The sequence below is a fragment of the Tomitella cavernea genome (genome assembly GCF_016599145.1).
Classification (GTDB): domain Bacteria; phylum Actinomycetota; class Actinomycetes; order Mycobacteriales; family Mycobacteriaceae; genus Tomitella; species Tomitella cavernae.
The window spans coordinates 12355-35083 of sequence record NZ_JAENKO010000017.1 but is presented as its reverse complement, the minus strand read 5'-3'; the positions used below and the strand labels follow the sequence as shown (position 1 = coordinate 35083).

The window sequence follows — 22729 nt, the reverse complement described above, 5'->3', positions numbered from 1 at the left end:
CCCGGCCTCGGCCCGTCTACGCGCTGACCGATCCGCGCGGGTTGCGGATCCCCGAGTCGACCAGCAGCCCCACGCAGTGTTCGACGAGCCGCTCACGGCCCACGGCGAGGGTGCCATCGAGATACCCGATGAACAGGGCCGTGAATGCGCCGACGAGTCCCGTGGACCGCATGCGCCGCTCCTCCACGTCCTCCACCGCCGAAAGGCCGTCGAACACCATCGTGACGAACTCCGGCGCGAGGGCCACACCGACCCTGCTGAGCGCGGGTTCGGTGAGCGGCGCGATGAGCAGGGCGCGGCCCAGCACCGGCCGGTCCACCGTCAGCCCGACGAAGGCCTCCACCGCGGCACGTGCGCGCATCGCGCCGTCCATTGGCCCCGCATGCACCACGCCGTCGAGAGCAGCCTTGGCCCTGCGGCCCAGCGCGTCGTAGACGCTGCGCACGAAGCCGTCCCGATCATCGAAACTCTCGTAGAAGTACCGTTCCGTCAGGCCCGCGGCACGGCATGCCGCGCGCACCGTCAGCGGCGTCGTCCCGGTGGCGCCGAGCAGGGTGATGCCCGCATCGATCAGCGCCTCACGCCGCATCCGCCTGCGCTCCTCCAGCGAAGGCCGCGCCTCACGCGGACGCACCATCGCGCACCACCTCCCTTGACCGATCCGCACCGCATTCCTATCCTGACAACATACGTTGTCAAAAGGGCGTGCGGCCAGTCGCCTGATGGAATCGACCTGGCTGGAATCGAGGAGCCCGGATGATCGCAGTCCCACCGTCCCGCGCCGGAACGCACCGGCAGGAGGCCACCTCGGCCACACCTGCTCCCGCCACACCCGCACCCGCGCCGCTCGGGCCCGGTTCGGCGACGTGGAAGTACTTCGGCGACTGGCGCGGGCTGCTCCAGGGCCCCTGGGCCGGCTCGATGCAGAACATGCACCCCAAGCTCGGCGCCGCGGTGGAGCAGCACTCGGATTTCTTCGACGAACGCTGGGAGCGGCTGCTGCGGTCGCTGTACCCCATCGGCGGCGTCGTGTTCGACGGCGACCGCGCACACCGGACGGGACTCGAGGTGCGGGACTACCACCGCGGCATCAAAGGCGTCGACGCCCAGGGGCGCCGCTACCACGCGCTGGACCAGGACGTCTTCTACTGGGCGCACGCCACGTTCTTCTACGGCACCATCGTCACCGCCGAACACTTCTGCGGCGGCATCTCGGAGGCGGAGAAGCGCCGGTTGTTCGACGAGCACAAGCAGTGGTACGCGCAGTACGGCGTGAGCATGCGGCCGGTGCCGGACACCTGGGAAGACTTCCAGCGGTATTGGAAGCACATGTGCGCCGAGGTGCTCGAGGACAACAAGGCCACGCGCGACGTGCTCGACCTCACCGCGCTCCCCCGCCCGCCATTTCTACCGTGGCTGCCGGATCGTCTCTGGCGGCTGCAGCGTCCGCTGTTGGCACGCGGGTTCGTCTGGCTGACGGTGGGGATGTACGACCGAGAGGTGCGGGACCTGCTGGGCTACCGCTGGACGGCGCGCGACGAGCGACTGCACCGGCTCGTCGGGCGCACCGTCAACGCGCTGTTCAGCCTCGTACCGCCGCGCTACCGCAAGCATCCGCGGGCCCGCGACGGCCTCGACCGCGCCGCCGGGCGGGTCGCCGCAGACGCGCCGTTGCTGGAGAGTCCCGCCCGGAATCTCCCCGCCGGCCGGTACGCCACAGGGCCTCAGCATTACAACCCGGCGGGCGCTCCCCGCACGGCCTGGGCGCCGGGTTTAGTCAGGCGACTGCTACAACGGTGAGTGGGTACGTCCGCAATTCGCGGGCCGAGGTCGACGGAAGGCGGCAGCAGATGACCGAGAAGATCGTCCACAACGCGCAGCAGAACCGGTTCGAGGTCTTCGTCGACGACGCGCTCGCCGGCTTCGCCGCCTACACGCCGGCCGACGGTGCCCGCGACTTCGACCACACGGAGGTCGGTTCCGAGTTCGGCGGCCGTGGCCTGGCCGGCAAGGTCGTCGCCGCCGCGCTGGCGGACACCGAAGCCGCCGGCCTGTCCGTGATTCCCACGTGCAGCTACGTGCGCAAGTTCGTCACAAAGAACGCCGAGCACCTGGCGCACATCCCCACCGCCACCCGCTCCGAGATGGGCCTTCCCGAACCTGCCTGAGGAACGCCGGCACGCCCGCGGCGCCGACGCGACTATTCGACGGGCTCGAGGATCTCGGCACGCGCCTCCGGCGCCGCGGCGCGCAGTTCGTCCGCAGACAGGTCGTCAGGTTGCTCCTGCGAGCGCACCTCCGCTTCGACGCGCGCACAGTAGTTCTCCACCTCCCATTCGACGGTGGCCCGGCCCCAACCGAGCACGCCCGCCATGAGCTCGGCCGTCTGCCGCGCGCAGTCCACGCCGCGGTGGGCGTACTCGATGGAGATCCGCGTGCGCCGGGCCAGCACGTCCTCCACGTGCAGGGCCCCCTCGGAGTCGGCGGCGTAGACGACCTCCACCTGCAGGTAGTTGGGTGCGGCGTCGATGGGGCCCAGCAGCTCCGGCCGGCCGGCCGCGTGCGCGAGCACGTCGTGGATGAGCGATCCGTAACGATCCAGCAGGTGGCGGACCCGGTACGGGTGCACCCCGTACCGTTCGGCCACGTGCTGCGCCTGATTGACCAAGGCGAAGTAGCCATCGGCACCGAGCAGCGGCACCTTGTCCGTCACGGATTCGGCCACCCGCCCCGGGATGTCCTCCGCCGCCTCGTCCACGGCGTCGGCGCCCATCACCCGGTAGGTGGTGTACTTGCCGCCGGCGATGGCGACCAGGCCGGGCGCCACCCGCGCCACCGCGTGCTCGCGCGAGAGCTTGGAGGTCTCGTCGCTCTCCCCCGCCAGCAGCGGTCGCAGTCCCGCGTAGACACCCTCGATGTCGTCGGGCGTGAGCGGGGTGACCAGCGCCTTGTTCACGTGGCGCAACAGGTAGTCGATATCCGCGTGCGTCGCGGCCGGGTGCGCGAGGTCCAGGTTCCAGTCGGTGTCGGTAGTGCCGATGATCCAGTGGCGGCCCCACGGGATGATGAACAACACGGACTTCTCGGTACGCAGGATGATCGCGGACTCGCTGACGATCCTGTCCCGCGGGACCACGATGTGCACGCCCTTGGAAGCGCGCACACGGAAGCGGCCGCGCTCGCCGGAGAGCGACTGGATCTCGTCGGTCCACACGCCCGTCGCATTGACCACGGCGTGCCCACGCACCTCGGCGACCTCGCCGGTCTCGCTGTCACGCACACGCACGCCGCTCACCCTGTCTGCCTCGTGCAGGAACCCCACCACCTGTGTGGAGGTGCGCACCACCGTTCCGTAGTGGGCCGCGGTGCGGGCGACGGTCATGGTGTGGCGCGCATCGTCGACGACGGTGTCGTAGTAGCGGATGCCGCCCACCAGTGCGCTGCGCTTGAGACCCGGCGCCATGCGCAGCGCGCCCGCCCTGGTCAGGTGTTTCTGCGCGGGCACCGACTTGGCCCCGCCCATCCTGTCGTACAGCATGATCCCGGCGGCGATGTAGGGCCGCTCCCACAGCCGGTGCTGCAGCGGGAACAGGAACTGCAGCGGCTTGACCAGGTGCGGGGCCAACCGCGACATGGCTAGCTCCCGCTCATGCAGCGCCTCTGCCACCAGCCCGAACTCGAGCTGCTCGAGGTAGCGCAGCCCGCCGTGGAACATCTTCGACGAGCGCGACGAGGTGCCCGAGGCGAAGTCCCGCGCCTCCACGAGCGCCACGCGGAGCCCGCGGGTGGCGGCGTCGAGAGCAGTGCCCGCCCCGACGACCCCGCCGCCGATGACGATCAGATCGAACTGGTCGGCACCCAGCCGCCGCCACGCCTCGTCGCGCTGCTGGGGCCCGAGCCGCTCGTGTCCCGGTTCCTTCGCCACCCTGACTCCCTCTTGCCGTCTCGTCGCCGTACCGTCTCCCGCCGCCGCACCGGCGCGTCCCCCAGGCTAGTTCCTGCGGCGCGCGGCCCACGGGATTACGCCGCGCCGGGCCACGTTGTCCGCATAATGAGGCGGTGACCGACGCAGACTCCCCGCACCGCGGCGGGTACATCGCCGCCATCGACCAGGGCACCACCTCCAGCCGGTGCATCATCTTCGACCACGACGGCCGCATCGTCGACGTGGCGCAGCGCGAGCACCGGCAGATCTTCGCGCACCCCGGGTGGGTGGAGCACGACGCCGCGGAGATCTGGGTGAACACCCGCTCCGTGGCGGGCGAGGTGCTCGCGTCGTCGGACATCGCCCCATCGGACATCGCCGCCATCGGCATCACCAACCAGCGCGAGACCACCGTGGTGTGGGATCGCGCCACAGGCGAGCCGGTGCACAACGCCATCGTCTGGCAGGACACGCGCACCGCGGAGATCTGCGAGCGGCTCGCATCGGCGGCACCGGACGGCAGCGGCATCGACCGCTACCGCGCCGTCACGGGCCTGCCGCTGTCGCCGTACTTCGCGGGCACCAAGCTGGCCTGGATCCTCGAGAACGTCGACGGTGTGCGCGAGCGCGCCGAGGCCGGCGAGCTGTGCTTCGGCACCATGGACACGTGGCTGATGTGGAACCTGTCCGGCGGGCCGGGCGGGCCGGGCCAGGAGCCGGGCATCCACGTCACCGACGTCACCAACGCGTCACGCACCCTGTTGATGGACCTGGCAACGCTGCAGTGGGATCCGCGGATCTGCGAGGACATGGGCATCCCCATGGAGATGCTGCCGGAGATCCGCAGCTCGTCGGAGGAGTACTGCCGGGTGCGCCGCCGCAGCGTGCTGGGCGGCGTGCCCGTAGCGGGGATCCTCGGCGACCAGCAGGCGGCGATGTTCGGCCAGGCCTGCCTGGAGCCGGGCGACGCCAAGAACACCTACGGCACCGGCAATTTCCTGCTGCTCAACACGGGCACCGAGCCGGTGCACAGCGACAAGGGGCTGCTCACCACCGTCTGCTACCGCCTGGGCGAGCAGCCGGCGGTGTACGCGCTGGAGGGCTCGGTGGCGGTGAGCGGCTCGCTGATCCAGTGGCTGCGCGACAACCTGGGCCTCATCTCGTCGTCCTCGGAGGTGGAGTCGCTGGCGGCGAGCGTCGACGACAACGGCGGCGCCTACCTGGTGCCCGCGTTTTCGGGCCTGTTCGCACCGCGGTGGCGCCCCGACGCCCGCGGGGTGCTGGTGGGGCTCACCCGCTACGTCACCAAGGCGCACATCGCGCGCGCCGCGCTGGAGGCCACCGCGTTCCAGACCCGCGAGGTGATCGAGGCGGCGATGGAATCGGGGCTGCCGGTGGGCGAGCTGCGCGTGGACGGCGGCATGGTGGTCAACGAGCTGCTCATGCAGTTCCAGGCCGACATCCTGGGCGTTCCGGTCACCCGCCCCACCGTCATCGAGACGACGGCGCTGGGGGCCGCGTATGCGGCGGGGCTGGCCGTGGGGTACTGGTCCGGAACCGGGGAGATCCGGCGGAACTGGTCGGCGGAGCGCACGTGGGAGCCGTCGATGCCCGCGCAGCGGCGGGAGGAGCTGTACGCCCGGTGGAACCAGGCGGTGGAACGCACCTACGGCTGGGTGAAGGACTGACGGCGGCCCCGCGCACGCGCGCCGCCGCCCGGTAGCCGGCGGTCGTCGCCGCTGCGGACGCCGCGACCACGGCGATGGCGGCCACCCCGTCGAGCCAGTAGTGATTGGCCGTGGCGACCACGACGAACACGGTGAGGACCAGGTGCGCGGGGCCGACCCACCGCCACCGCCGGCCGCCGTACCGCCACACCGCGCAGGCCACGATGCACGCCCACGCGACGTGCACCGACGGCATCGCGGCGACCTCGTCCGGCACCAGCGCCCCGGCCGCGGCGTAGACGGACTGTCCGTAACGGGCGGCCACGTCGACGAAGCCCGCGTCCGGCAGCAGTCGCGGCGGGGCGACGGCGATCAGCGAGATGGCCAGGCACACGGCCGTCGATACGGCCACGACGGTGCGTACCCGGCCATATGCCCCGCGGTGCCGCGCGTACAGCCATACCAGCAGGGCGATCATGGCGCCGAAGTGCGCGGTGGCGTAGTACAGGTTGGCGGCCTGGGACGCCGGCGCGGACGGAAGGATCCACTGCTGCACCGTGTGCTCGCCGGGCAGATGCAGGGTGTGCTCGAGGTCCAGGATCGCCTGCCCGCGTGCGACGGCACCGTCGGTGCTGCGGCCGGCGACGCCGCCCACCCACTGCCATACCGCGTACAGGCCGACGACCACCGCCGCCTCGCGCAGCAGGCGCGCAACGCCGAGCCCCCGCGCGGGCGCTTCGGCTCCACGCCGTCGCCGCGCGCCCGACCACGCCCACAGCGCCGCCGCGACTGCGGCCGCCGCTGCGGCCAGCCACACCGCCTGCTGCCAGGTGAGGTTGTGGTTCACGCGGCGTCGCCCCTCGGCGCGCGGCCGGCCGTCGGCATGCGCTCAGTCCAGGTCGTCGTGCCGCATGAGCTGCCGGGCGGCCTCGGTGATCGACCCGGACAGCGACGGGTACACGGAGAACGTGGCCGCCAGCGACGCCACCGACAGCCGGTTCTGCACCGCGATGGCGATCGGCAGGATCAGCTCGGACGCCGTGGGCGCCACGACGACGCCGCCGATGACGGTGCCCTGCGCGGGCCGGCAGAAGATCTTCACGAAGCCGCGGCGCAGGCCCATCATCTTCGCCCGCGGGTTGGTGCTCAGCGGCAGCATTATCGTGCGGGCCGGCACTTCGCCGGCGTCGATCGCCTTCTGGCTGACGCCGACGGTGGCGAGCTCGGGCCGGGTGAACACGGCCGCGGACACCGTCTTGAGTTTGATGGGCGTCACCCCCTCGCCCAGCGCGTGGTACATCGCGATGCGGCCCTGCATTGCGGCCACCGAGGCGAGAGGCATCAGCGAGGTGCAGTCGCCCGCCGCGTAGACGCCGGGCGCGGAGGTACGGGAGACGCGGTCGACGGTGATGTGTCCGCTGCGCTCGAGTTCGATGCCCACCGAGTCGAGTCCCAGGTAATCGGTGTTGGGCACGGAGCCCACTGTCATGAGCGCGTGGCTGCCCTCGACGGTGCGGCCGTCCGAGAGCACCACGCTGATGCCTTCCGCGGTGCGGTCGATGCGGTCCGCCCGCCCGTGGGCGACGATGCTGACGCCGCGTTCTGCCAGCGCCTCCTCCAGCACCAGCGCGGCGTCTTCGTCCTCGTGCGGCAGTACGCGGTCGCGACTGGACACCAGCGTCACCTTGACGCCCAGCTCGGTGTACGCGGAGACGAACTCCGCGCCGGTGACGCCCGAGCCGATGACGATCAGGTGCGAGGGCAGCTCCTCCAGGTCGTACACCTGCCGCCAGGTGAGGACGCGCTCGCCGTCCGGCTCCGCTCCCGGCAGTACCCGGGGGTTGGCGCCGGTGGCGATGAGGACGACGTCCGCGGTGAGCGTCTGCTCGCCGCCGCCGGCGAGTTCCACGGCGACGCGGTGCGACGCGTAGCCTGCGGCGGTGTCGGCGAGGCGCCCCCGGCCGTCGATGACGGTGACGCCTTCCTCCTCGAGCCGGGCGGCGATGTCCTCCGACTGCGCGCGGGCCAGGTCGATGACGCGCCGGTTGATGCGTTTCATGTTCATGTGCGCGTAATCCAGGTCGATGTCCACGCCCAGCTCGTCGGCGCGGCGCAGCGTCGTCCGCATGCCCGTCGACGCGATGAACGTCTTCGACGGGACGCAATCCGCGAGCACCGCGGCGCCGCCGACCCCCTCGGAGTCCACGAGGGTCACCGCCGCGCCGTTCTGCGCCGCCACCAGCGCCGCCTCGTAGCCGGCCGGTCCGCCGCCGATGATCACGATCCGGTACATGCTCGCCGATCTCCGTTCGTCGCTGTGGTCCGCGTCGTCGCGTGGGCCGCGTCGTCCCATGGGCTGGGGTGGTGCGCGTCCGCCGCCGGGGCGGCGGGTCGCGGCGCCGTCGCATCCACGCTATCGGTTCCCGGCCGCGCGTGGAGGCGCGCCGCACACCCGGCGGCCACGACTCCCCCGGACGGGTGATGGTGATGGCGCCCGCCGCGCCCATGACGCCGGCGGGATCGGAGGGCGTGCAGATCGCGCACGGACGGCCGCGTCGCCTATCGTGGACACGTGTCGATATACGCCGCATACGGGTCCAACATGCACCCGGAGCAGATGCTCAGCCGCGCACCGCATTCGCCGATGGCGGGCACGGGCTGGCTCTACGGGTGGCGGCTGACCTTCTGCGGCGGCGACCTGGGCTGGGAGGGCGCGCTGGCCACCGTGGTCGAGGATCCGGACTCCCGGGTGTTCGTGGTCCTCTACGACGTCGCCGAAGACGACGCCCCGGGACTCGACCGCTGGGAGGGCGCCGAGCTGGGCCTGCACCGCAAGATCCGCGTGCGCATCCACCCCGAGGGCGCAGCGCCCGACAAGGGCGCCCGTGCCGTCCCCGACGACAGCTCCGCCCCCGCCGTCCCGGCGCCCACCGGGCCGTCCCCCCTCGACGCCGACCCCGCCGCAGTGGTCACCGACCCGCTGCTGGCCTGGCTGTACGTGATGGACGCGTTCGAAGGCGGCCTGCCGTCGGCGCGCTACCTCGGCGTGATCGCGGACGCCGCCGAGGCCGCCGGCGCCCCGTCGCACTATGTGCGCGGGCTGCGGACCCGTGAGAGCCGCAACGTCGGGCCGGGCTGCCGCGAGTAGCCGTCCCTAACCCAGCGTCTCCTGGTAGGGCACCTTGGTGCGCGGGGCGACCAGGTTGACCATCGTGCGCACCCCCACCTCCAGCGCGCGTTCGTCCAGGTCGAAGTCGGGCTGGTGGATGTCCACCTTGCGCCCGCCGTCCCACACGCCCAAGCGCGCCATCGCCCCGGGCACCTTCTCCAGATACCACGCGAAGTCCTCGCCGCCGCTGGACTGCGGGGTGGGCACCGCCACGTCCGGGCCGATCGCGTCGACCGCGCGCCGCAGCACCGCCACCGAGTGCTCGTCGTTGACGACCGGCGGCACCCCCTGGCGGTAGTCGATCTCCACCTCGACCCCCGTCGGCACCGCGAGCGCCTGGATCAGCTCGCACACCAGCGGACGCAGCTGCCGCCACGTGGCCCGGTCGCCCGTGCGAACGGTGCCGCGCAGCACGCCGCTGCGCGGAATGGCGTTGGGCGCCGCGCCGGCGTTGACCGCACCCCAGGTGACGACGGTGCGCGACCGCGCATCCACCCGCCGGCCGACCAGGTTGGGGATGCCGGTGATGAGCAGGCCGATCGCGTGCACCAGGTCCGCGGTCAGGTGCGGGCGCGACGTGTGCCCGCCGGGCGAGCTCAGGCGCACCTCGACGATGTCCGCGGCCGAGGTGATCGCCCCCACCCGCAGACCCACGGTGCCCACCCGCAGGTGCGGATCGCAGTGCAGTCCGAAAATGCGCGAAACTCCGCCCAGCGCGCCCGCGGCGATGGCGTCGAGCGCCCCGCCCGGCATCACCTCTTCGGCGGGCTGGAACAGCAGCCGCACCCCCTGCTGCAGCGCAGGCGCCGAGGCAAGCGCCAGGCCGGTGCCCAAAAGGATGGCGGCGTGCGCGTCGTGCCCGCACGCGTGCGCAGCGCCGGGATTGTGCGACGCGAACGGCAGTCCGGTGGTCTCGGTCATCGGCAGCGCATCCATGTCCGCGCGCAGCGCGATCCGCTTGCCGTCGGCGTCCGCCGGGCCGATGTCGCAGACGAGACCGGTGCCGCCCGGCAGCACCTGCGGGTCCAGCCGCGCGGCGCGCAGGTGCTCCACGACGAAGTCGGTGGTCTGGAACTCCTTGCGGGACAACTCGGGGTTGCGGTGGATACGGCGGCGCCAGGCCGTCAGGTCATCACGGTGGGCGCCCAGCCACTCCTCGAACCAGTCCGTGCCGGCCGCCATCGCTCAGCCGCCGATCCGCGTGCCGACGGTCTTGCGGGCCAGCGCCTCGAGCAGCTCCGCGTGGATCCCCCGCTTGATCCCCGCCAGGTTGGGCCCGCGCAGCGGGGCGAGCTCCTGCGCACGCGCCACCGCCGCGTCGAGCACCGCGTCGGCCGAGGCGGAACCGTCCGCCACGGCGTCGACGATGCCCGCGGCCAGCGCGTCCCCGCCGCCGTAGCGACGGCCCGTGGTCATCGCCTCGAGCGCCACCTGCGCGGGCAGCCTGCGCGTCATCAGCGCCGACATCGACGGGGTGAACGGCATCTGCAGCGTGACCTCCGGCAGGCAGTAAAAGCCGCGGTCGGCGCGCATCACACGGAAGTCGTGCGCCGTGGCCAGCATGGCGCCGGCGCCGAACGCGTGCCCCTGCACCGCGGCCACGGTGGGCGTGGAGAACGCGACCAGTCGGTGGTAGAGCGCGTGCACCTCGTCCAGGTAGGCGTCGAGCCGGTCCATCTGCGGCAGGATGTACTCCAGGTCCAGACCGTTGCTGTAGTACTTTCCGGTGTTCGCCGTGACCAGCGCCGCGGGCCCCTCGGCGGCCTCCACCTCGTCGAGCGCGACGTGCAGCGCCGCGAGCCGGTCCGGGTGGAAGCGGGCGTCGTCGTCCTGGGCTTCGGCCCCGGCCAGCCAGAGGACGAAGACGTCGCCCCGGCGCTGCAGCAGCGGCATCGGCCGCGTCCTCGTGCCCGACGTGTCGTCGGTCGTGCCCGGGTCCTGGTCAGTGTTCGGCATGCGTCGATCGTAGCGACCGCCGGCCAGCGGCCTGCGTCCCACGGCGGGGCGCGAGACCGCGACAATGGGGGCATGTCTTCGCCGAACGATCCTGCCGACGCCCCCACGCCCGCTCCCGCATCGCAGGCCGGTGCCGGCGGCCCGGACCGGATCGCCGCGGAGGCCGCGGCCGTCATCGCCGAGCGGAGCGGCGTGCGGCACCACGACGTGGCGGTGGTGCTCGGCTCCGGCTGGCGGCCCGCCGTGGACAGCCTGCTGGGCGGCGCGGACGCCGGCACGCCGATACCCATGGCGGACCTGCCGGGCTTCGTCCCGCCCACCGCCGAGGGGCACGCCGGCACCGTGGTCTCCGCGACGGTAGGGCGGCATCGTGTCCTGGTCATGCTCGGCCGCACCCACGCCTACGAGGGCCACGACGCGTCCCACGTCGTCCACCCCGTCCGCACCGCGTGCGCCGCGGGCGCGGGCACCGTGGTGCTCACCAACGCCGCCGGCGGGCTGCGCGCGGACATGACGGTGGGGCAGCCGGTGCTCATCAGCGACCACCTCAACCTCACAGGGCGGTCGCCGCTGGTCGGCCCGCGGTTCGTCGACCTCACCGACGCCTACGACCCCGCGCTGCGCGCGCTGTGCCGGGATGTCGACCCGACGCTCGCCGAAGGCGTGTACGCCTGCATGCCGGGGCCCCACTACGAGACGCCCGCCGAGATCCGCATGCTGCGCACCCTCGGCGCCGACCTGGTCGGCATGTCCACGGTGCACGAGACGATCGCCGCGCGCGCCGCGGACGCCCGGGTCCTGGGCCTGTCGATGGTGACCAACGCCGCCGCCGGCATCACCGGAGACCCCCTCGACCACGAGGAGGTGCTCGCGGCGGGTGCGGCGGCCGCGGGCCGGATGGGCGGCCTGCTGCGCGACGTGGTGTCGGCGCTGTGACGCCCCGCGAACACCGGTCGAACCCGAGCGCCCCGTCGGCCCACGAGGTCGCGGAATGGATCGCGGGCGACCCGGATCCGCGTGACCGCGCCGCGCTGCGATCGCTCCCGCCGGACGGGCCCGAGCTCGCCGCACGGTTCGCCGCGCCCCTCGCGTTCGGCACCGCCGGGCTGCGCGGCCCGCTGCGCGCCGGGCCGGCGGGGATGAACACCGCGGTGGTCCTCCGCGCCACCGCGGGGCTCGCGTCCTACCTGCGCCGCCGCGGCGAGTCGCGGGCGACGGTCGTCGTGGGGTGCGATGCCCGGCACGGCTCCGCAGTCTTCGCGCGCGCCGCCACCGAGGTGCTGGCCGCCGCCGGGTTCGACGTGGTGGCCTTCCCGGAGCCGCTGCCCACGCCCGTCACCGCCTTCGCCGTCCGCGCGCTCGACGCGGCCGCCGGGGTGCAGATCACCGCCTCCCACAACCCGGCTGGCGACAACGGCTACAAGGTGTACCTGCGGGGCGGCGCGCAGCTCGTGCCGCCGGCGGACCGCGCCATCGAGGAGGCCATCGCCGCGGCCGGCCCCGCTGCCGGAATCGCGCGCACACCCCTGCCAGGGAACACGGACCGCGGTTCCGCGGAACCGGATCCGCGCTGCGCCGCACTCGTCGAGCGGTACCTCCAGCGCGCGTCCCGGGTGCTCGGCGGCGCAGGCGCGGCCGGTCCGCTGCGCATCGCGCTCACCCCGGTGCACGGGGTGGGCGGCGCGCCGGCGGTGGAGGCGCTGCGCCGCGCGGGCTTCGCCGACGTGCACGTGGTGGACGAGCAGTTCGCGCCCGACCCGGATTTCCCCACCGCGCCGCGGCCCAACCCCGAGGAGCCCGGGGTGACCGACCGTCTGCTGGCCCTGGCACGGCGGGTGGACGCCGAGGTGGCGATCGCGCTCGACCCCGACGCCGACCGGTGCGCGCTGGGAGTACCGGACCGCGACGGCTGGCGGATGCTGCGCGGCGACGAGACCGGCCCATTGCTAGGCGAGCACATTCTGCGCACCCCCGGACCGGGCACGGAGTCGACCGCTCCATCGACCACCGCCCCGGAACCGCTCGTCGCGACGACCGTCGTCTCGTCGACCCTGCTCGGCCGCATCGCCGCGGCGCACGGCGCGCGATACCGCACGACGCTCACGGGTTTCAAATGGCTGGTGCGCGCCGCCGACGACGTGCCCGGAGCCCGGCTCGTCTACGCGTATGAGGAGGCGATCGGGATGTGCGTGGACCCGGAGGCCGTGGCCGACAAGGACGGGACCTCCGCGGCGGTGGCGTTGTGCCGCATGGCGGCCCGGCTGCGCGCGGACGGGCGCAGCATCCCGGGCGAGCTCGACCGGCTCGCGCGCGAGTTCGGGGTGCAGGCCGGGTGCCAGTTCTCGGTGCGGCCCGACACCGCCGACGATGCCGTGCGGCTGATGCGTCGACTGCGCCGGAACGCGCCATCCCGTCTCGGCGGCGTCGCCGTGGACTGCGAGGACCTCGCCCGGCGCGACGACGCCCTGCGGACCGACGCGCTGGTCCTCGCCTCGCCCGACGACGCCGCAGACGGGCCCGCAGTGCGCCTGGTGATCCGCCCCTCGGGCACCGAGCCCATGGTCAAGGCCTACGCCGAAGTGGCGTTCCCGCCCGCCGCAGAGCCGGGGGCGCTGGACGTGGAGGCGCTGGCCGCGCGGCGCGCCGACGCCGACGCGCTGCTGCGCGGCGTCGCGGACGACGCCCGCCGGCTGCTCACGCCCTGACCGGGCACCGCACAGGACCCGCTCAGCGCGGCCCGTACTGCCGGTCCCCCGCATCGCCCAGGCCCGGGACGATGAAGGCGTCGGCGTCGAGGCCCTCGTCCAGCGCGGCGGTCACCAGGCGGTCCACCGCGCCGCACGCCCGCACCTCTTCGACGCCCTGCGGCGCGGCCACGACGCAGATGACGGTCACCGCGTCCGCGCCCCGGCCCCGCAGCAGCTCCACCGTGTGCACCATCGAACCGCCCGTTGCCAGCATCGGGTCGAGCACCAACACCGGGCGCCCGCTCAGGTCGTCCGGCAGCGATTCCAGATAGGCCGTGGGTCGGTGCGTGGACTCGTCGCGCGCCAGGCCGACCAAGCCCAGATCGGCCTCCGGAAGGATGGCCTGCGCCTGGTCCACCATGCCCAGACCGGCGCGCAGCACCGGCACGAGCAGCGGCGGGTCGGCCACGCGCACACCGCGCGTCGGCGCCACCGGCGTCCGCACGTCGATCTCCGTCACCGCGATGTCGCGGCACGCCTCGTATACGAGCATCGTCGTGAGGTCCCGCAGGACACTTCGGAAGCGGGCGTTGTCGGCGCGCCGGTCACGCAGCATTGCCAGCCGGGCCGCGACGAGGGGATGATCGATCACGCGCAGGTCCATACCGGCAGCCTATGCGGTCCGTCACAGCACGAACGTTTCCGCAACGCGCATTCTGTCGATAGGCTCGCGGCCATGGCAGGTGACATCGTCCCCATCGAACTGCGCCTTCACACCGGCAGCATCTACACGCTGTGGGCACCGCGGTGGCGCGACGGCGAGGACGAGTGGCAGGCGTTCCTGGGGCTGGAGGACGAGGTCTTCGGCTTCGACTCCGTCGCCGAGCTCACCGCGTTCATCCGCACCGACCACGACCACGACCTGTACGACCACCCGTCCTGGCACATCGTCGAGGCGCTGTCGGCCGACGAGCTGACCCCCGAGCCAGAGGATCGCTACGACCTCACCCGGGTGCCGGCGGTGGCGCGGCGCGAGCCCACGTTGTCGTCCACCCGGTTCCTCGACGACGCCCTCGGCGTGGTGTTCGCCCTCGGGGACGTCTGCGACATCGGCAGCATCACCGACTTCCTCGAAGAACATGGCGAGCTGGATCTGCTCGGCAGCGGCACCGCTCCGTTCCACGGCCGGTCCGGGGGCAAGCGGTGGGCGCGCATCGGACGGTTGCTGGACGGCGCGTGGGACGGGATCCTCACCGCGATCGACGACGTCATCAGCGGCCCCGACGTCGACGCGGCGGCCTTGGAGATCGCGGAGGCGGAGCTGACGGCGTCCGACGAGAACGACGTGGAGAACGACGACGAACTCGACACCGACGACGACCTGGACCTGCTGGACTCCGACTCGTCCGGGGACGATGAGGATCGCGACGGTGACGATGATGGTGACGATGACGACGATGCGGACGATGACGACGATGACGACGATGATGCGGACGGGGACGACGAGTACGCGTTCTGGGATTCCGTGGGCATCGACCCCATCCAAGTGGTGGTCCCCGGCGGCACCTTCTACACCTTGCGCTGCTACCTGCAGGACGACCCGGTGTTCCTCGGCCGCGACGGGCGCATCCGCGTGTTCACCACGCCGCGGGCGCTGACCCAGCACCTGGCGGACAACCACGACCACGACCTGGCCGGGGTGAGCACGTATTCCACTGTGGCCCGGTCGGCGACCGGCGGCGACCTCGAGATCGTCATCACCGACGACAACGTGTACGTACTCACAGGGCTCGTCGAGGACATCACCGACGGCCCGGTGGCCGTCGACTCCGAGCAGCTCGACTTGGCGATCGAGCTGCTCGAGGACGCCGCCGACTACTGCGACGACGACGCGGTGGAGCAGGCTCTCGACGTTTCCACCGAGCTCGGCGCCCTGGTGTCGTTCATCCGCGAGCCGGATCCGCTCCGCGTGATGCCGCACCCGCCGTTCACCGTCGAGGCAGGCCAGTGGCGCGCGCTGGAACACGCCTTCGAGGACAGGCTGACGGTAGTAGGCGGATGATGTCCGGCCATCGTCGTAGCGTAGAGCCGTGCTCGCCCGGGGTGCCCGTCACTGGCGCAATGCGCGGGCGGGCACGGTACGCGCGATGCGGGCGGCCTCGACCCCCAGCGCGAGACAGGTGATGACGAGCGTCATTGCCGCCAGACCGCCGTACAACCCCCACGGCAAGCCGACCAGGAAGGTCACGGTGTCGACGCGCGCCGCGACCGCGAGCGTGACCCCTGTGGCGCCGACGCACAGTGCACCGAACAGGATCGCCGTCCCCGCATAGACGACCCCCTCGTACAGCGTCGCGCGGGTGACCACGCCCGGGCGTGCGCCCGCGACTGCGACGATGGCGCCATCGCGCACGCGTTCACGCCCGACCAGCGCGATCACGGCGAGTCCGCCCACCCAGGCCACCACGAAAACCCAGCCCAGCACCACCAGGATGTCCCCGAGGCCCGCAGTGCCGTCTGGCATGACCGAACCCATGGCGGTGAACAACCCGACCAACGAGAGGCACAGCGCGAACGGCAGAACAGAGGTGACGCTTCGGGCTGCCCGGGCACGGCAGGACTGCACGGCGATGTGCCATGCCGCGCCACGGGCCGGCACGAGCGCAGTCCACGCCGTCATCAGAGGGGTGAGCACCCACGGCCCCATGAGCAGCAGCAGGCAGATCAAGAACAGGTCGCCTGCGAAAACGAAGCCGACACGCTCCTCGACGCCGCCTGCCGGATCGGTCACCAGCCCGGCGATCCACGTCCCCACGACGCCGATGAACAGGCACAGGGCCAGCGTCCCACGCAGGAAGCCGGGGCGCCGAGGCGGATCGGCGACGTCTCGGAACGCTTGCATCTCGGGTGTCTTGGCCACACGGCGGGTGATACCCCAGCCGCCGAGCAGGCACGGCACCATCGCGCACAGCACGGCAGCGCCGAGATGCCAGGGCTGAAACCGGACGGTCACCCCAGACAACGGAAGTCCGGCACCGGCCCATTGTCGCAGGGAGAACTCGGCGGCGATCAGCGCCGGCAAGGTCGCAATCACACCGGCGACGAGGCCGAGCACAGCCAGCTCCGCGCGCAGGATCGTGCGCACGCGTCGACGTGGGATCCCGAGGATCATCCAGAGCGCGTGTTCGCGGCGCCGGGTGGTCAGCGTCAGACCCACCGTCGACGAGACGACCCCAGCCGCCGTGAAGGCGGTGAAGAAGATGATGTTGCCTCCTAGCGAGATCGAGGCTTGCATCAGGTCGGTATCTCCGGACACCCGCGCCGCGGCTACGCCTGCGAGAGTGGCGATCACCGAACCGGCCGCGCAGGCCGCGCCGACGGTGACGCACAGGACGGTCCACAGCCACAACGGGGCCTGCGCGCGGACGTCGGCGAAAACCAAGCGGATCACGACGACGCCCCATCTGCCTCATTCAGGGATTGCGCGTCGTCGCTCTGTGCCGCGAGCACCGCGTCGCTCACGGCACGCGGGTCGCCGCCGGGTATGACGCCACGCACCCGCCCGGCACCCATGACCACCACTGTGTCGGCCCGTGCGGCAGCGTGCGGATCGTGCGTGACCATGAGGACGGTGCTGCCCTTCGCGGGCAGCGCCTGCAGCCAGTCGAGCACGACCTGACCGGAAGCAAGGTCGAGGGCGCCGGTCGGTTCGTCCGCAAAAACGATCCGCGGCCGGTTGGCCACCACCCGGGCCACCGCAACGCGCTGACGTTCCCCTCCCGAAAGGCGGTCGGGGCGGCGGCGCGCATGCTGAGCGATACCGAGTCGGGTCATCGCGTCGTCGATCCGTGACCGCGGCACGCGCCGACCGGACAGACGGTAGGGCAGGGCGATGTTGTCGGCCACCGTGAGCGAGCCGACCAGGTTGTACTCCTGGAATATGAAGCCGATCTGCTCACTACGCAGTTGCGCCGACTTCCTCGCGCCGAGACCCACGACGTCGGTCCCGAGGATCTCGACCGACCCCCCGGTGGCGCGCTCGAGGCCCGAGGCGCACAGCAGCAAGGTCGACTTGCCCGAGCCGGACGGGCCGACGACCGCAGTCATCCTCCCCTCGGGGACGTCGAGGTCGATGTCGTGCAGGACGCGCACGGAAGGGCGGTGGCGACCGGGTACAGGGAAGTCCATGCACAGGCCGCGCAGGCGGATGCAAGGAGCAGGAGGTGCGGTGATTACGGGCATGCACTCAGAACACCCGCCACAGCGTCCGTGCGCATTGGTGCTGGCACTGCATCAGGGTAGTCCTGGCTCTACCACCGACGCACTGCCGCACAGGTGAAGATGGTGACCATGCCGCAGATCAACGTCGCCCGCCGAATGTCCACCGAACTGCTCGCGGCTATCGCGCTTCCGCTGCTGGTACTCGGAATCCTCGCAGTGCCGTTCTCGGCCGCCGCGGTGGCCGAGGTCGACCGGACACGGGCTCGACTGTGCGGCATGGACGCCACCGCCCTGCAGCCCGAGGCGCAGACGCGACCACGGTGGCTATGGCGCCGCGCCCGCACGCGCTCGGTGTGGCGTATCGATCTGCCCGTGTTCATCGGCGCGCTGATCCTCTCGGTGCTGTCGCTGCTGATGGCGTTTTTCGGATTCATCGGCGCGGTGGCATTGGTGTTCTCCCCCGCGTTCTGGTTCGCCGGGATCCCCGCCCAGGTGGGCCCGTTCACTCCCGGAGCATGGTGGCAGTCGGTGGCCGCGGTGCCCGTGGGTGCGGCGCTCGGCGCTGTCACCGCCGGGCTGCTCGTCGCGGTCTCCGTGGCGCGAAACCTGCTGCTGCGCGCCGTCACCCACAGAGACGACCCGGCGCAGCGGGCGCGGCTCGAGGAGCTGCGCGCCAGCCGCGCCGCGTTGGGCGCGGCATTCGAGGTGGAGCGTCGGCGCATCGAGCGCGACCTGCACGACGGCGCCCAACAGGAACTCGTCGCAGTCGTGATGCGGTTGGGATTGCTCGAGGCGGCTGCCGAGGGGACCGGGGATGAGCGCATGACGACGCTGGCCCGCTCTGCGCGTGAACAGGCCGAGCGCGCTCTGGTGCGCCTACGTGAGACAGTGCGCGACATCCACCCTCGCGAGCTCAGCGACCTGGGGCTGATCGCGGCGGTCCGAGAGTTGGCGACACGCTCGCCGCTGCGGATCGAGCTCGATGGTAAGGGTGACGACACGTTGCTCGCCGCCCCCACCGCGGCGGCGGTGTACTTCACCGTTTCCGAGGCCGTCACCAACATCGCCAAGCACTCGGGCTCCGACCTGGCCCGCATCGATCTGCGGTTCTCCGGCGGGGCCGTCCGCGCGGCGGTGCTCGACGAAGGCGCCGGGGGTGCGAGAATCGACGAAGGTTCGGGGCTTGCCGGTCTGCGCGAGCGGATGCGCAGCGTCGGCGGCGACCTCGAGGTGCAGAGCCCCGCAGGTGGCGGCACACTCGTCGTCGCCACCGCGCCCGGCTCCGACGGCGAGGAGTGGGCATGAGGATCGTGCTGGCGGACGACAGCGTGCTCATGCGCGCCGGGATCCGCGAGATCCTCACGACGGGAGGCCACAAGGTGAGCCGGGAGTGCAACGATGCCGCCGAACTCACCGCCACCGTCGATGCCGATATCGCCTCGGGTTCGGGCCCGGACATGGTGATCACCGACGTACGCATGCCCCCGGGCGATTCGGACGACGGACTACGCGCCGCCATCGACCTGCGCTCACGACACCGGGACCTGCCGATCGTCGTCCTGTCGGCCTACGTCACCGGCCCTTACGTGCGCGAGCTGCTCAACGGGCCCGGCTCCGACGGTGCGGTGGGATACCTGCTCAAGGAGAAGGTCGGCCGGGTCCCCGACTTTCTGCGGGCACTCGAGACCGTCGCCGGAGGCGGCGTGGTGATCGACCCGGAGGTGGTGCGGCACGCCGTGCGCGACGGTGGACCCGGCGGCCCGCTGGCGCGACTGACACCGCGCGAGCAGGAGGTGCTGGCGCTTATGGCCGAGGGCCGCTCCAACAAAGAGATCGCGGCCGCGCTGTTCCTGTCCGGTGCTGCTGTGAGCAAGCACGTCGCGAACGTCTTCGTGAAGCTCGGCCTGCCACCCGGAGAGGACAACAGGCGCGTGAAGGCCGTCCTGGCGTGGTTCGAGCACCGCTGACCGCACCGACCTACGCGACGGCGCCCACCACTTCCCCCACCGCATAGGCGACTGCCATCGCCGCGGCCCCGCCGCACATCACCCGCGCCGTCGCACGCATCCTGTCGGCGCCGCCGAGTGCGGCGCTCACCGCGCCGGTGAGGGCGAGGGCCGCCAGCACCGCGACAACGGTGACCGGAACCCGGAGTTCCGGTGGGGGAAGGACGATCGCGATGAGCGGCAGCAGCGCGCCCATGATGAACGACACTGCCGAGGACGCGGCCGCATGCCAGGGCGAGACGAGCTGGTCGGGGTCGATTCCCAGCTCGGCCTCGGCGTGCGCGGACAGCGCGTCGTGCGCGGTGAGCTCCACCGCCACCGCGTGCGCCGTCGCACCGCTGAGCCCCTTCGCCCGGTAGAGGGCGGCGAGCTCGCGCAGCTCGTCCTCCGGCTCGTCGGCGAGCTCCTGGCGCTCCTTGGCCAGCAGCGCGCGCTCCGCGTCGCGCTGGGTGCTCACCGAGACGTACTCGCCCATCGCCATCGACGCCGCGCCCGCGATGAGTCCCGCCACGCCCGCCGTCAGAAGCGTGTCGCGCGAGGCCGACGCCGCCGCCACGCCCACGACGAGCCCGGCCGTCGACACGATCCCGTCGTTGGCGCCGAGGACGCCGGCCCGCAGCCAGTTGAGTTTCGCGGCGATCGCGCCGCCGTGGGGTTCCGGATGGGTCCCCGCCACCGCCGTCCTGGACGGCTCCCCCGTCATGGTCTCCATGAGCCCGATCGTAGGCGCGCAACGCACCCACCACCAGCAAGGAAAGGCTGGACTACCAGCACGAATGGTAGCCTATCCGAACCTATGTGCGGGCGTCCGCGGTCAGCCGAAGAGCACCGCGTAACCCGGCTTGATGACGTCGTCGATCATCGCCAGCCGCTGATCGAACGGGAGGAACGCGGACTTGGCCGCATTGATGGTGAACCGCTGCAGATCCACCCAGTCGTACCCGAAGGTGTCGACGAGTTTCATCATCTCGCCGCTCATCGTCGTGTCGCTCATCAGTCGGTTGTCGGTGTTCACCGTGACGCGGAACCGTAGGCGCGCCAGCAGGTCGAAGGGGTGCTCGGCCAGGCTCGCGACGGCACCGGTCTGCACATTGGAGCTGGGGCACAGCTCCAACGGAATCCGCTTGTCGCGCACATAGTTCGCCACCCGGCCGAGCGTCGGCCTGCTGCCGCGCGGCGCGTCCGGGGACCAGTCGACGATGCCGCCGTCGGGCACGGTGATGTCATCCGTGATACGCACGCCATGGCCCAGGCGGTCCGCACCGCAGAACGCGATCGCCTCGTGGATCGACGGCAGGCCGAACGCCTCGCCGGCGTGGATGGTGAAGTGCGCGTTGGACTGCCGCATGTATTCGAACGCGTCCAGGTGGCGGGTCGGCGGGTTTCCGGCCTCGGCGCCCGCGATGTCGAAGCCCACCACGCCGCGGTCCCGGAACCGCACCGCGAGTTCCGCGATCTCCCGTGACCGCGCCGCGTGCCGCATCGCGGTGACGAGCGTGCCGATCCTGATCCCGCGTCCACCCCGGGCGGCCATGTCGGCGCCCTCGGCGAACCCGTCGAGCACCGCCTGCACCACTTGGTCCAGACTCAGGCCGCCTTCGAGGTGCTGCTCCGGCGCGAAGCGGATCTCCGCGTAGACCACGCCGTCGCCCGCCAGGTCCACCGCGCACTCGCGGGCGACACGCACCAGCGCGGCACGGTGCTGCATGACCCCCACAGTGTGCGCGAACGTCTCCAGGTACCGCTCGAGCGAGCCACTGTCCGCGGCGGAGCGGAACCACCGGGCCAGCCCCGGACCGTCCGCGGCCGGCAGCCCGCGGTAGCCGTGCGCGTCCGCCAGTTCGAGCACCGTCTGCGGGCGCAGTCCGCCGTCGAGGTGGTCGTGCAGAAGCACCTTGGGCGCCGCGCGGAAGGCGGCGGCGCGTGCCGGACCACTGTCCGACGGTGCACTGCACGACGGGTCGAGGTCCGCGGCCGGGCCGTTCACTGCGGTGTCCACCCCCCGACCGTACTGCGGCGCGCCGCCGACCTGACGCACCCGGCTATCCCAGCACCGCCGCGTCCTCCTCCGCGAAGCGGTCCTCGAGCGCCTCGGGGGCGTGGTCCAGGTCGATCTCCTCGACGCGGCGCCCGCGGGCGGATTCGATTGCGGTGAGCCGGCGCTGCGCGCGGTCGGCGGCGTAAGTGACGAACTCGTCCGGGTCGAGCCCGAAGGGCTGCTCGTCGAACTGCTCGTTGACCCAGTTGATCATGGTGATCGCGTGCGGCATGAGCTCGGCCATGCGCTGCTGGACGAGCTCCCACAGGCTGTCGTCCGCGGCCACGTGCCGCCGACAGGTGAACGTGCCCCAGGCCATGTGCCGGCGCTCGTCCAGGCTGATGCGGCTGATGAGCTCGCGCATCCCCGGCAGGATCCCGTTCTCCTTGCACACCTTCTGCCAGGCGTAATAGCCGGTGAGCGCCAGACTGCCCTCCACCACGTGGTTGTAGGTGACGCTGGCTGTGATCTGGTTGGCCGGGCTCGGGTCCTGCTCCAACGCCCGCAGCGACTTCGGCAGTTCGTAGTAGAACAGCCGCCGGTAGCCGGGGTTGTCCCTGACGAACGGCTGCAGGTCGCCGTCGAGCCCCACCGCGTCCATCCACAGGCGGAACACCTGCGCGTGCTTGGCCTCCTCGAAGCAGAACTGGGTCAAGTACATCTCGTCGCCGAAGCGCCCCTCCGCGGCCATGGCGCGCATGAACGGCTGCAGATCCTGTGTCACCGCCTCCTCGCCGGCGATGAACTGCGAGCACAGGTAGGTGGCACTGCGGCGCTGCTCGTCGGTCATCGCCTCCCAGTCCGCGCGGTCCTGGGAGAAGTCGATGGCCCGCGGGTCCCAGAAGTGCGCGTTGCCCTTGGTGAACAGGCGCAGCGGCATCGACTGCCAATTGAGCCCGCCGGCGCGGAGCGTGGCGAAGTCCGCGCGCAGGTCCGGAACGCCGTCCGCGCCCGCCGGCGGGGCGGCTTGCGTGGCCGTCGATTGCGAAGTCATTTGCGTCGTCATGGATGTACCTCCCGGCAAGCGGCTCCGTTGCGGATCCACGGATCGCCCGTACGT

The 22729-nt window shown here is 72.0% G+C and carries 20 protein-coding genes and 1 pseudogene; 9 read left to right on the top strand and 12 right to left on the bottom strand.

What is annotated here, in order from left to right:
* Positions 1-16: 16 nt before the first annotated feature.
* Complete coding sequence (locus JJ683_RS08095) at positions 17-637, bottom strand: TetR/AcrR family transcriptional regulator (RefSeq protein WP_200172916.1); 621 nt, start codon at positions 635-637, stop codon at positions 17-19.
* 119 nt (positions 638-756) lie between these two features.
* On the opposite strand from JJ683_RS08095, the gene JJ683_RS08090 reads away from it, so the two are divergent.
* Both JJ683_RS08090 and JJ683_RS08085 read left to right on the top strand, forming a co-directional pair.
* The gene (locus JJ683_RS08090) at positions 757-1800 is read left to right on the top strand and encodes an oxygenase MpaB family protein (RefSeq protein WP_200172914.1); all 1044 of its coding nucleotides are present in this window, start codon (positions 757-759) and stop codon (positions 1798-1800) included.
* Between the two features lie 50 nt (positions 1801-1850).
* Positions 1851-2168 carry a GNAT family N-acetyltransferase gene (locus JJ683_RS08085; RefSeq protein ID WP_200172912.1) on the top strand — a complete coding sequence of 106 codons (318 nt, stop codon included), beginning with the start codon at positions 1851-1853 and terminating at the stop codon, positions 2166-2168.
* A 32-nt stretch (positions 2169-2200) separates the two neighbouring features.
* Here the strand turns inward: JJ683_RS08085 and JJ683_RS08080 are convergent, their stop codons facing one another.
* Positions 2201-3925 carry a glycerol-3-phosphate dehydrogenase/oxidase gene (locus JJ683_RS08080; RefSeq protein WP_200172910.1) on the bottom strand — a complete coding sequence of 575 codons (1725 nt, stop codon included), beginning with the start codon at positions 3923-3925 and terminating at the stop codon, positions 2201-2203.
* A gap of 134 nt (positions 3926-4059) precedes the next feature.
* On the opposite strand from JJ683_RS08080, the gene glpK reads away from it, so the two are divergent.
* Positions 4060-5613 carry a glycerol kinase GlpK gene (gene glpK / locus JJ683_RS08075; RefSeq protein ID WP_200172908.1) on the top strand — a complete coding sequence of 518 codons (1554 nt, stop codon included), beginning with the start codon at positions 4060-4062 and terminating at the stop codon, positions 5611-5613.
* A gap of 61 nt (positions 5614-5674) precedes the next feature.
* Here glpK and JJ683_RS19025 read toward each other — a convergent pair.
* Positions 5675-6247: pseudogene (locus JJ683_RS19025) on the bottom strand (phosphatase PAP2 family protein); the annotation flags it as partial.
* Positions 6248-6481: 234 nt separating this feature from the next.
* Positions 6482-7885: an NAD(P)H-quinone dehydrogenase gene (locus tag JJ683_RS08070; protein WP_200172906.1), complete on the bottom strand. Its 1404-nt coding sequence runs from the start codon at positions 7883-7885 to the stop codon at positions 6482-6484.
* 279 nt (positions 7886-8164) lie between these two features.
* Between JJ683_RS08070 and JJ683_RS08065 the strand changes: the two genes are divergently transcribed.
* The gene (locus tag JJ683_RS08065) at positions 8165-8740 is read left to right on the top strand and encodes a gamma-glutamylcyclotransferase family protein (protein WP_200172904.1); all 576 of its coding nucleotides are present in this window, start codon (positions 8165-8167) and stop codon (positions 8738-8740) included.
* Positions 8741-8746: 6 nt separating this feature from the next.
* Here the strand turns inward: JJ683_RS08065 and JJ683_RS08060 are convergent, their stop codons facing one another.
* Together JJ683_RS08060 and JJ683_RS08055 are read right to left on the bottom strand one after the other, a co-directional pair.
* On the bottom strand, positions 8747-9943 hold the full coding sequence (locus tag JJ683_RS08060) for an amidohydrolase (RefSeq protein WP_200172902.1): 1197 nt from the start codon (positions 9941-9943) through the stop codon (positions 8747-8749).
* Between the two features lie 3 nt (positions 9944-9946).
* Positions 9947-10654 (bottom strand): enoyl-CoA hydratase-related protein, encoded by a 708-nt coding sequence (locus JJ683_RS08055; protein ID WP_182346217.1) that lies wholly within the window; start codon positions 10652-10654, stop codon positions 9947-9949.
* Between the two features lie 135 nt (positions 10655-10789).
* Here JJ683_RS08055 and JJ683_RS08050 point away from each other — a divergent pair, with 135 nt between their 5' ends.
* Together JJ683_RS08050 and JJ683_RS08045 are read left to right on the top strand one after the other, a co-directional pair.
* On the top strand, positions 10790-11653 hold the full coding sequence (locus JJ683_RS08050) for a purine-nucleoside phosphorylase (protein ID WP_200172899.1): 864 nt from the start codon (positions 10790-10792) through the stop codon (positions 11651-11653).
* Positions 11650-13422 carry a phospho-sugar mutase gene (locus JJ683_RS08045; protein ID WP_200172897.1) on the top strand — a complete coding sequence of 591 codons (1773 nt, stop codon included), beginning with the start codon at positions 11650-11652 and terminating at the stop codon, positions 13420-13422. Before JJ683_RS08050 ends, JJ683_RS08045 begins: the two co-directional genes overlap by 4 nt.
* 22 nt (positions 13423-13444) lie before the next feature.
* Here JJ683_RS08045 and upp read toward each other — a convergent pair whose 3' ends face one another.
* Complete coding sequence (upp, locus tag JJ683_RS08040) at positions 13445-14068, bottom strand: uracil phosphoribosyltransferase (protein ID WP_200172895.1); 624 nt, start codon at positions 14066-14068, stop codon at positions 13445-13447.
* A gap of 72 nt (positions 14069-14140) precedes the next feature.
* Between upp and JJ683_RS08035 the strand changes: the two genes are divergently transcribed.
* Positions 14141-15466, top strand: coding sequence for a SatS C-terminal domain-containing protein (locus tag JJ683_RS08035; protein WP_200172892.1), 1326 nt, complete (start codon positions 14141-14143; stop codon positions 15464-15466).
* A 48-nt stretch (positions 15467-15514) separates the two neighbouring features.
* On the opposite strand, the gene JJ683_RS08030 is transcribed toward JJ683_RS08035, so the two are convergent.
* On the bottom strand, positions 15515-16855 hold the full coding sequence (locus tag JJ683_RS08030) for an FtsX-like permease family protein (RefSeq protein WP_200172890.1): 1341 nt from the start codon (positions 16853-16855) through the stop codon (positions 15515-15517).
* Complete coding sequence (locus JJ683_RS08025; protein WP_200172888.1) at positions 16852-17556, bottom strand: ABC transporter ATP-binding protein; 705 nt, start codon at positions 17554-17556, stop codon at positions 16852-16854. The genes JJ683_RS08030 and JJ683_RS08025 overlap by 4 nt, the downstream gene beginning before the upstream one ends.
* A gap of 198 nt (positions 17557-17754) precedes the next feature.
* On the opposite strand from JJ683_RS08025, the gene JJ683_RS08020 reads away from it, so the two are divergent.
* Positions 17755-18930: a sensor histidine kinase gene (locus tag JJ683_RS08020; protein ID WP_242474521.1), complete on the top strand. Its 1176-nt coding sequence runs from the start codon at positions 17755-17757 to the stop codon at positions 18928-18930.
* A complete protein-coding gene (locus tag JJ683_RS08015; protein WP_200172884.1) occupies positions 18927-19592 on the top strand; it encodes a LuxR C-terminal-related transcriptional regulator in 666 nt (221 codons plus the stop codon). The genes JJ683_RS08020 and JJ683_RS08015 overlap by 4 nt, the downstream gene beginning before the upstream one ends.
* 10 nt (positions 19593-19602) lie before the next feature.
* On the opposite strand, the gene JJ683_RS08010 is transcribed toward JJ683_RS08015, so the two are convergent.
* From JJ683_RS08010 to JJ683_RS08000, 3 genes are all read right to left on the bottom strand, one after another.
* On the bottom strand, positions 19603-20343 hold the full coding sequence (locus JJ683_RS08010; protein ID WP_242474516.1) for a VIT1/CCC1 transporter family protein: 741 nt from the start codon (positions 20341-20343) through the stop codon (positions 19603-19605).
* Positions 20344-20445: 102 nt separating this feature from the next.
* Entirely contained in the window at positions 20446-21630 is a 1185-nt protein-coding gene (locus JJ683_RS08005; protein ID WP_307810763.1) for an adenosine deaminase, read from the bottom strand.
* A gap of 43 nt (positions 21631-21673) precedes the next feature.
* Positions 21674-22675 (bottom strand): R2-like ligand-binding oxidase, encoded by a 1002-nt coding sequence (locus tag JJ683_RS08000; protein ID WP_372435267.1) that lies wholly within the window; start codon positions 22673-22675, stop codon positions 21674-21676.
* Positions 22676-22729 lie beyond the last annotated feature (54 nt).

Coding starts and splice junctions, on each gene's coding strand:
- JJ683_RS08095 (WP_200172916.1), bottom strand. CDS start 637: ATGGTGCGTCCGCGTGAGGCGCGGCCTTCGCTGGAGGAGCGCAGGCGG.
- JJ683_RS08090 (WP_200172914.1), top strand. CDS start 757: ATGATCGCAGTCCCACCGTCCCGCGCCGGAACGCACCGGCAGGAGGCC.
- JJ683_RS08085 (WP_200172912.1), top strand. CDS start 1,851: ATGACCGAGAAGATCGTCCACAACGCGCAGCAGAACCGGTTCGAGGTC.
- JJ683_RS08070 (WP_200172906.1), bottom strand. CDS start 7,885: ATGTACCGGATCGTGATCATCGGCGGCGGACCGGCCGGCTACGAGGCG.
- JJ683_RS08060 (WP_200172902.1), bottom strand. CDS start 9,943: ATGGCGGCCGGCACGGACTGGTTCGAGGAGTGGCTGGGCGCCCACCGT.
- JJ683_RS08055 (WP_182346217.1), bottom strand. CDS start 10,654: ATGCCGCTGCTGCAGCGCCGGGGCGACGTCTTCGTCCTCTGGCTGGCC.
- JJ683_RS08050 (WP_200172899.1), top strand. CDS start 10,790: ATGTCTTCGCCGAACGATCCTGCCGACGCCCCCACGCCCGCTCCCGCA.
- upp (WP_200172895.1), bottom strand. CDS start 14,068: ATGGACCTGCGCGTGATCGATCATCCCCTCGTCGCGGCCCGGCTGGCA.
- JJ683_RS08035 (WP_200172892.1), top strand. CDS start 14,141: ATGGCAGGTGACATCGTCCCCATCGAACTGCGCCTTCACACCGGCAGC.
- JJ683_RS08020 (WP_242474521.1), top strand. CDS start 17,755: ATGCCGCAGATCAACGTCGCCCGCCGAATGTCCACCGAACTGCTCGCG.
- JJ683_RS08015 (WP_200172884.1), top strand. CDS start 18,927: ATGAGGATCGTGCTGGCGGACGACAGCGTGCTCATGCGCGCCGGGATC.
- JJ683_RS08010 (WP_242474516.1), bottom strand. CDS start 20,343: ATGGAGACCATGACGGGGGAGCCGTCCAGGACGGCGGTGGCGGGGACC.
- JJ683_RS08000 (WP_372435267.1), bottom strand. CDS start 22,675: ATGACGACGCAAATGACTTCGCAATCGACGGCCACGCAAGCCGCCCCG.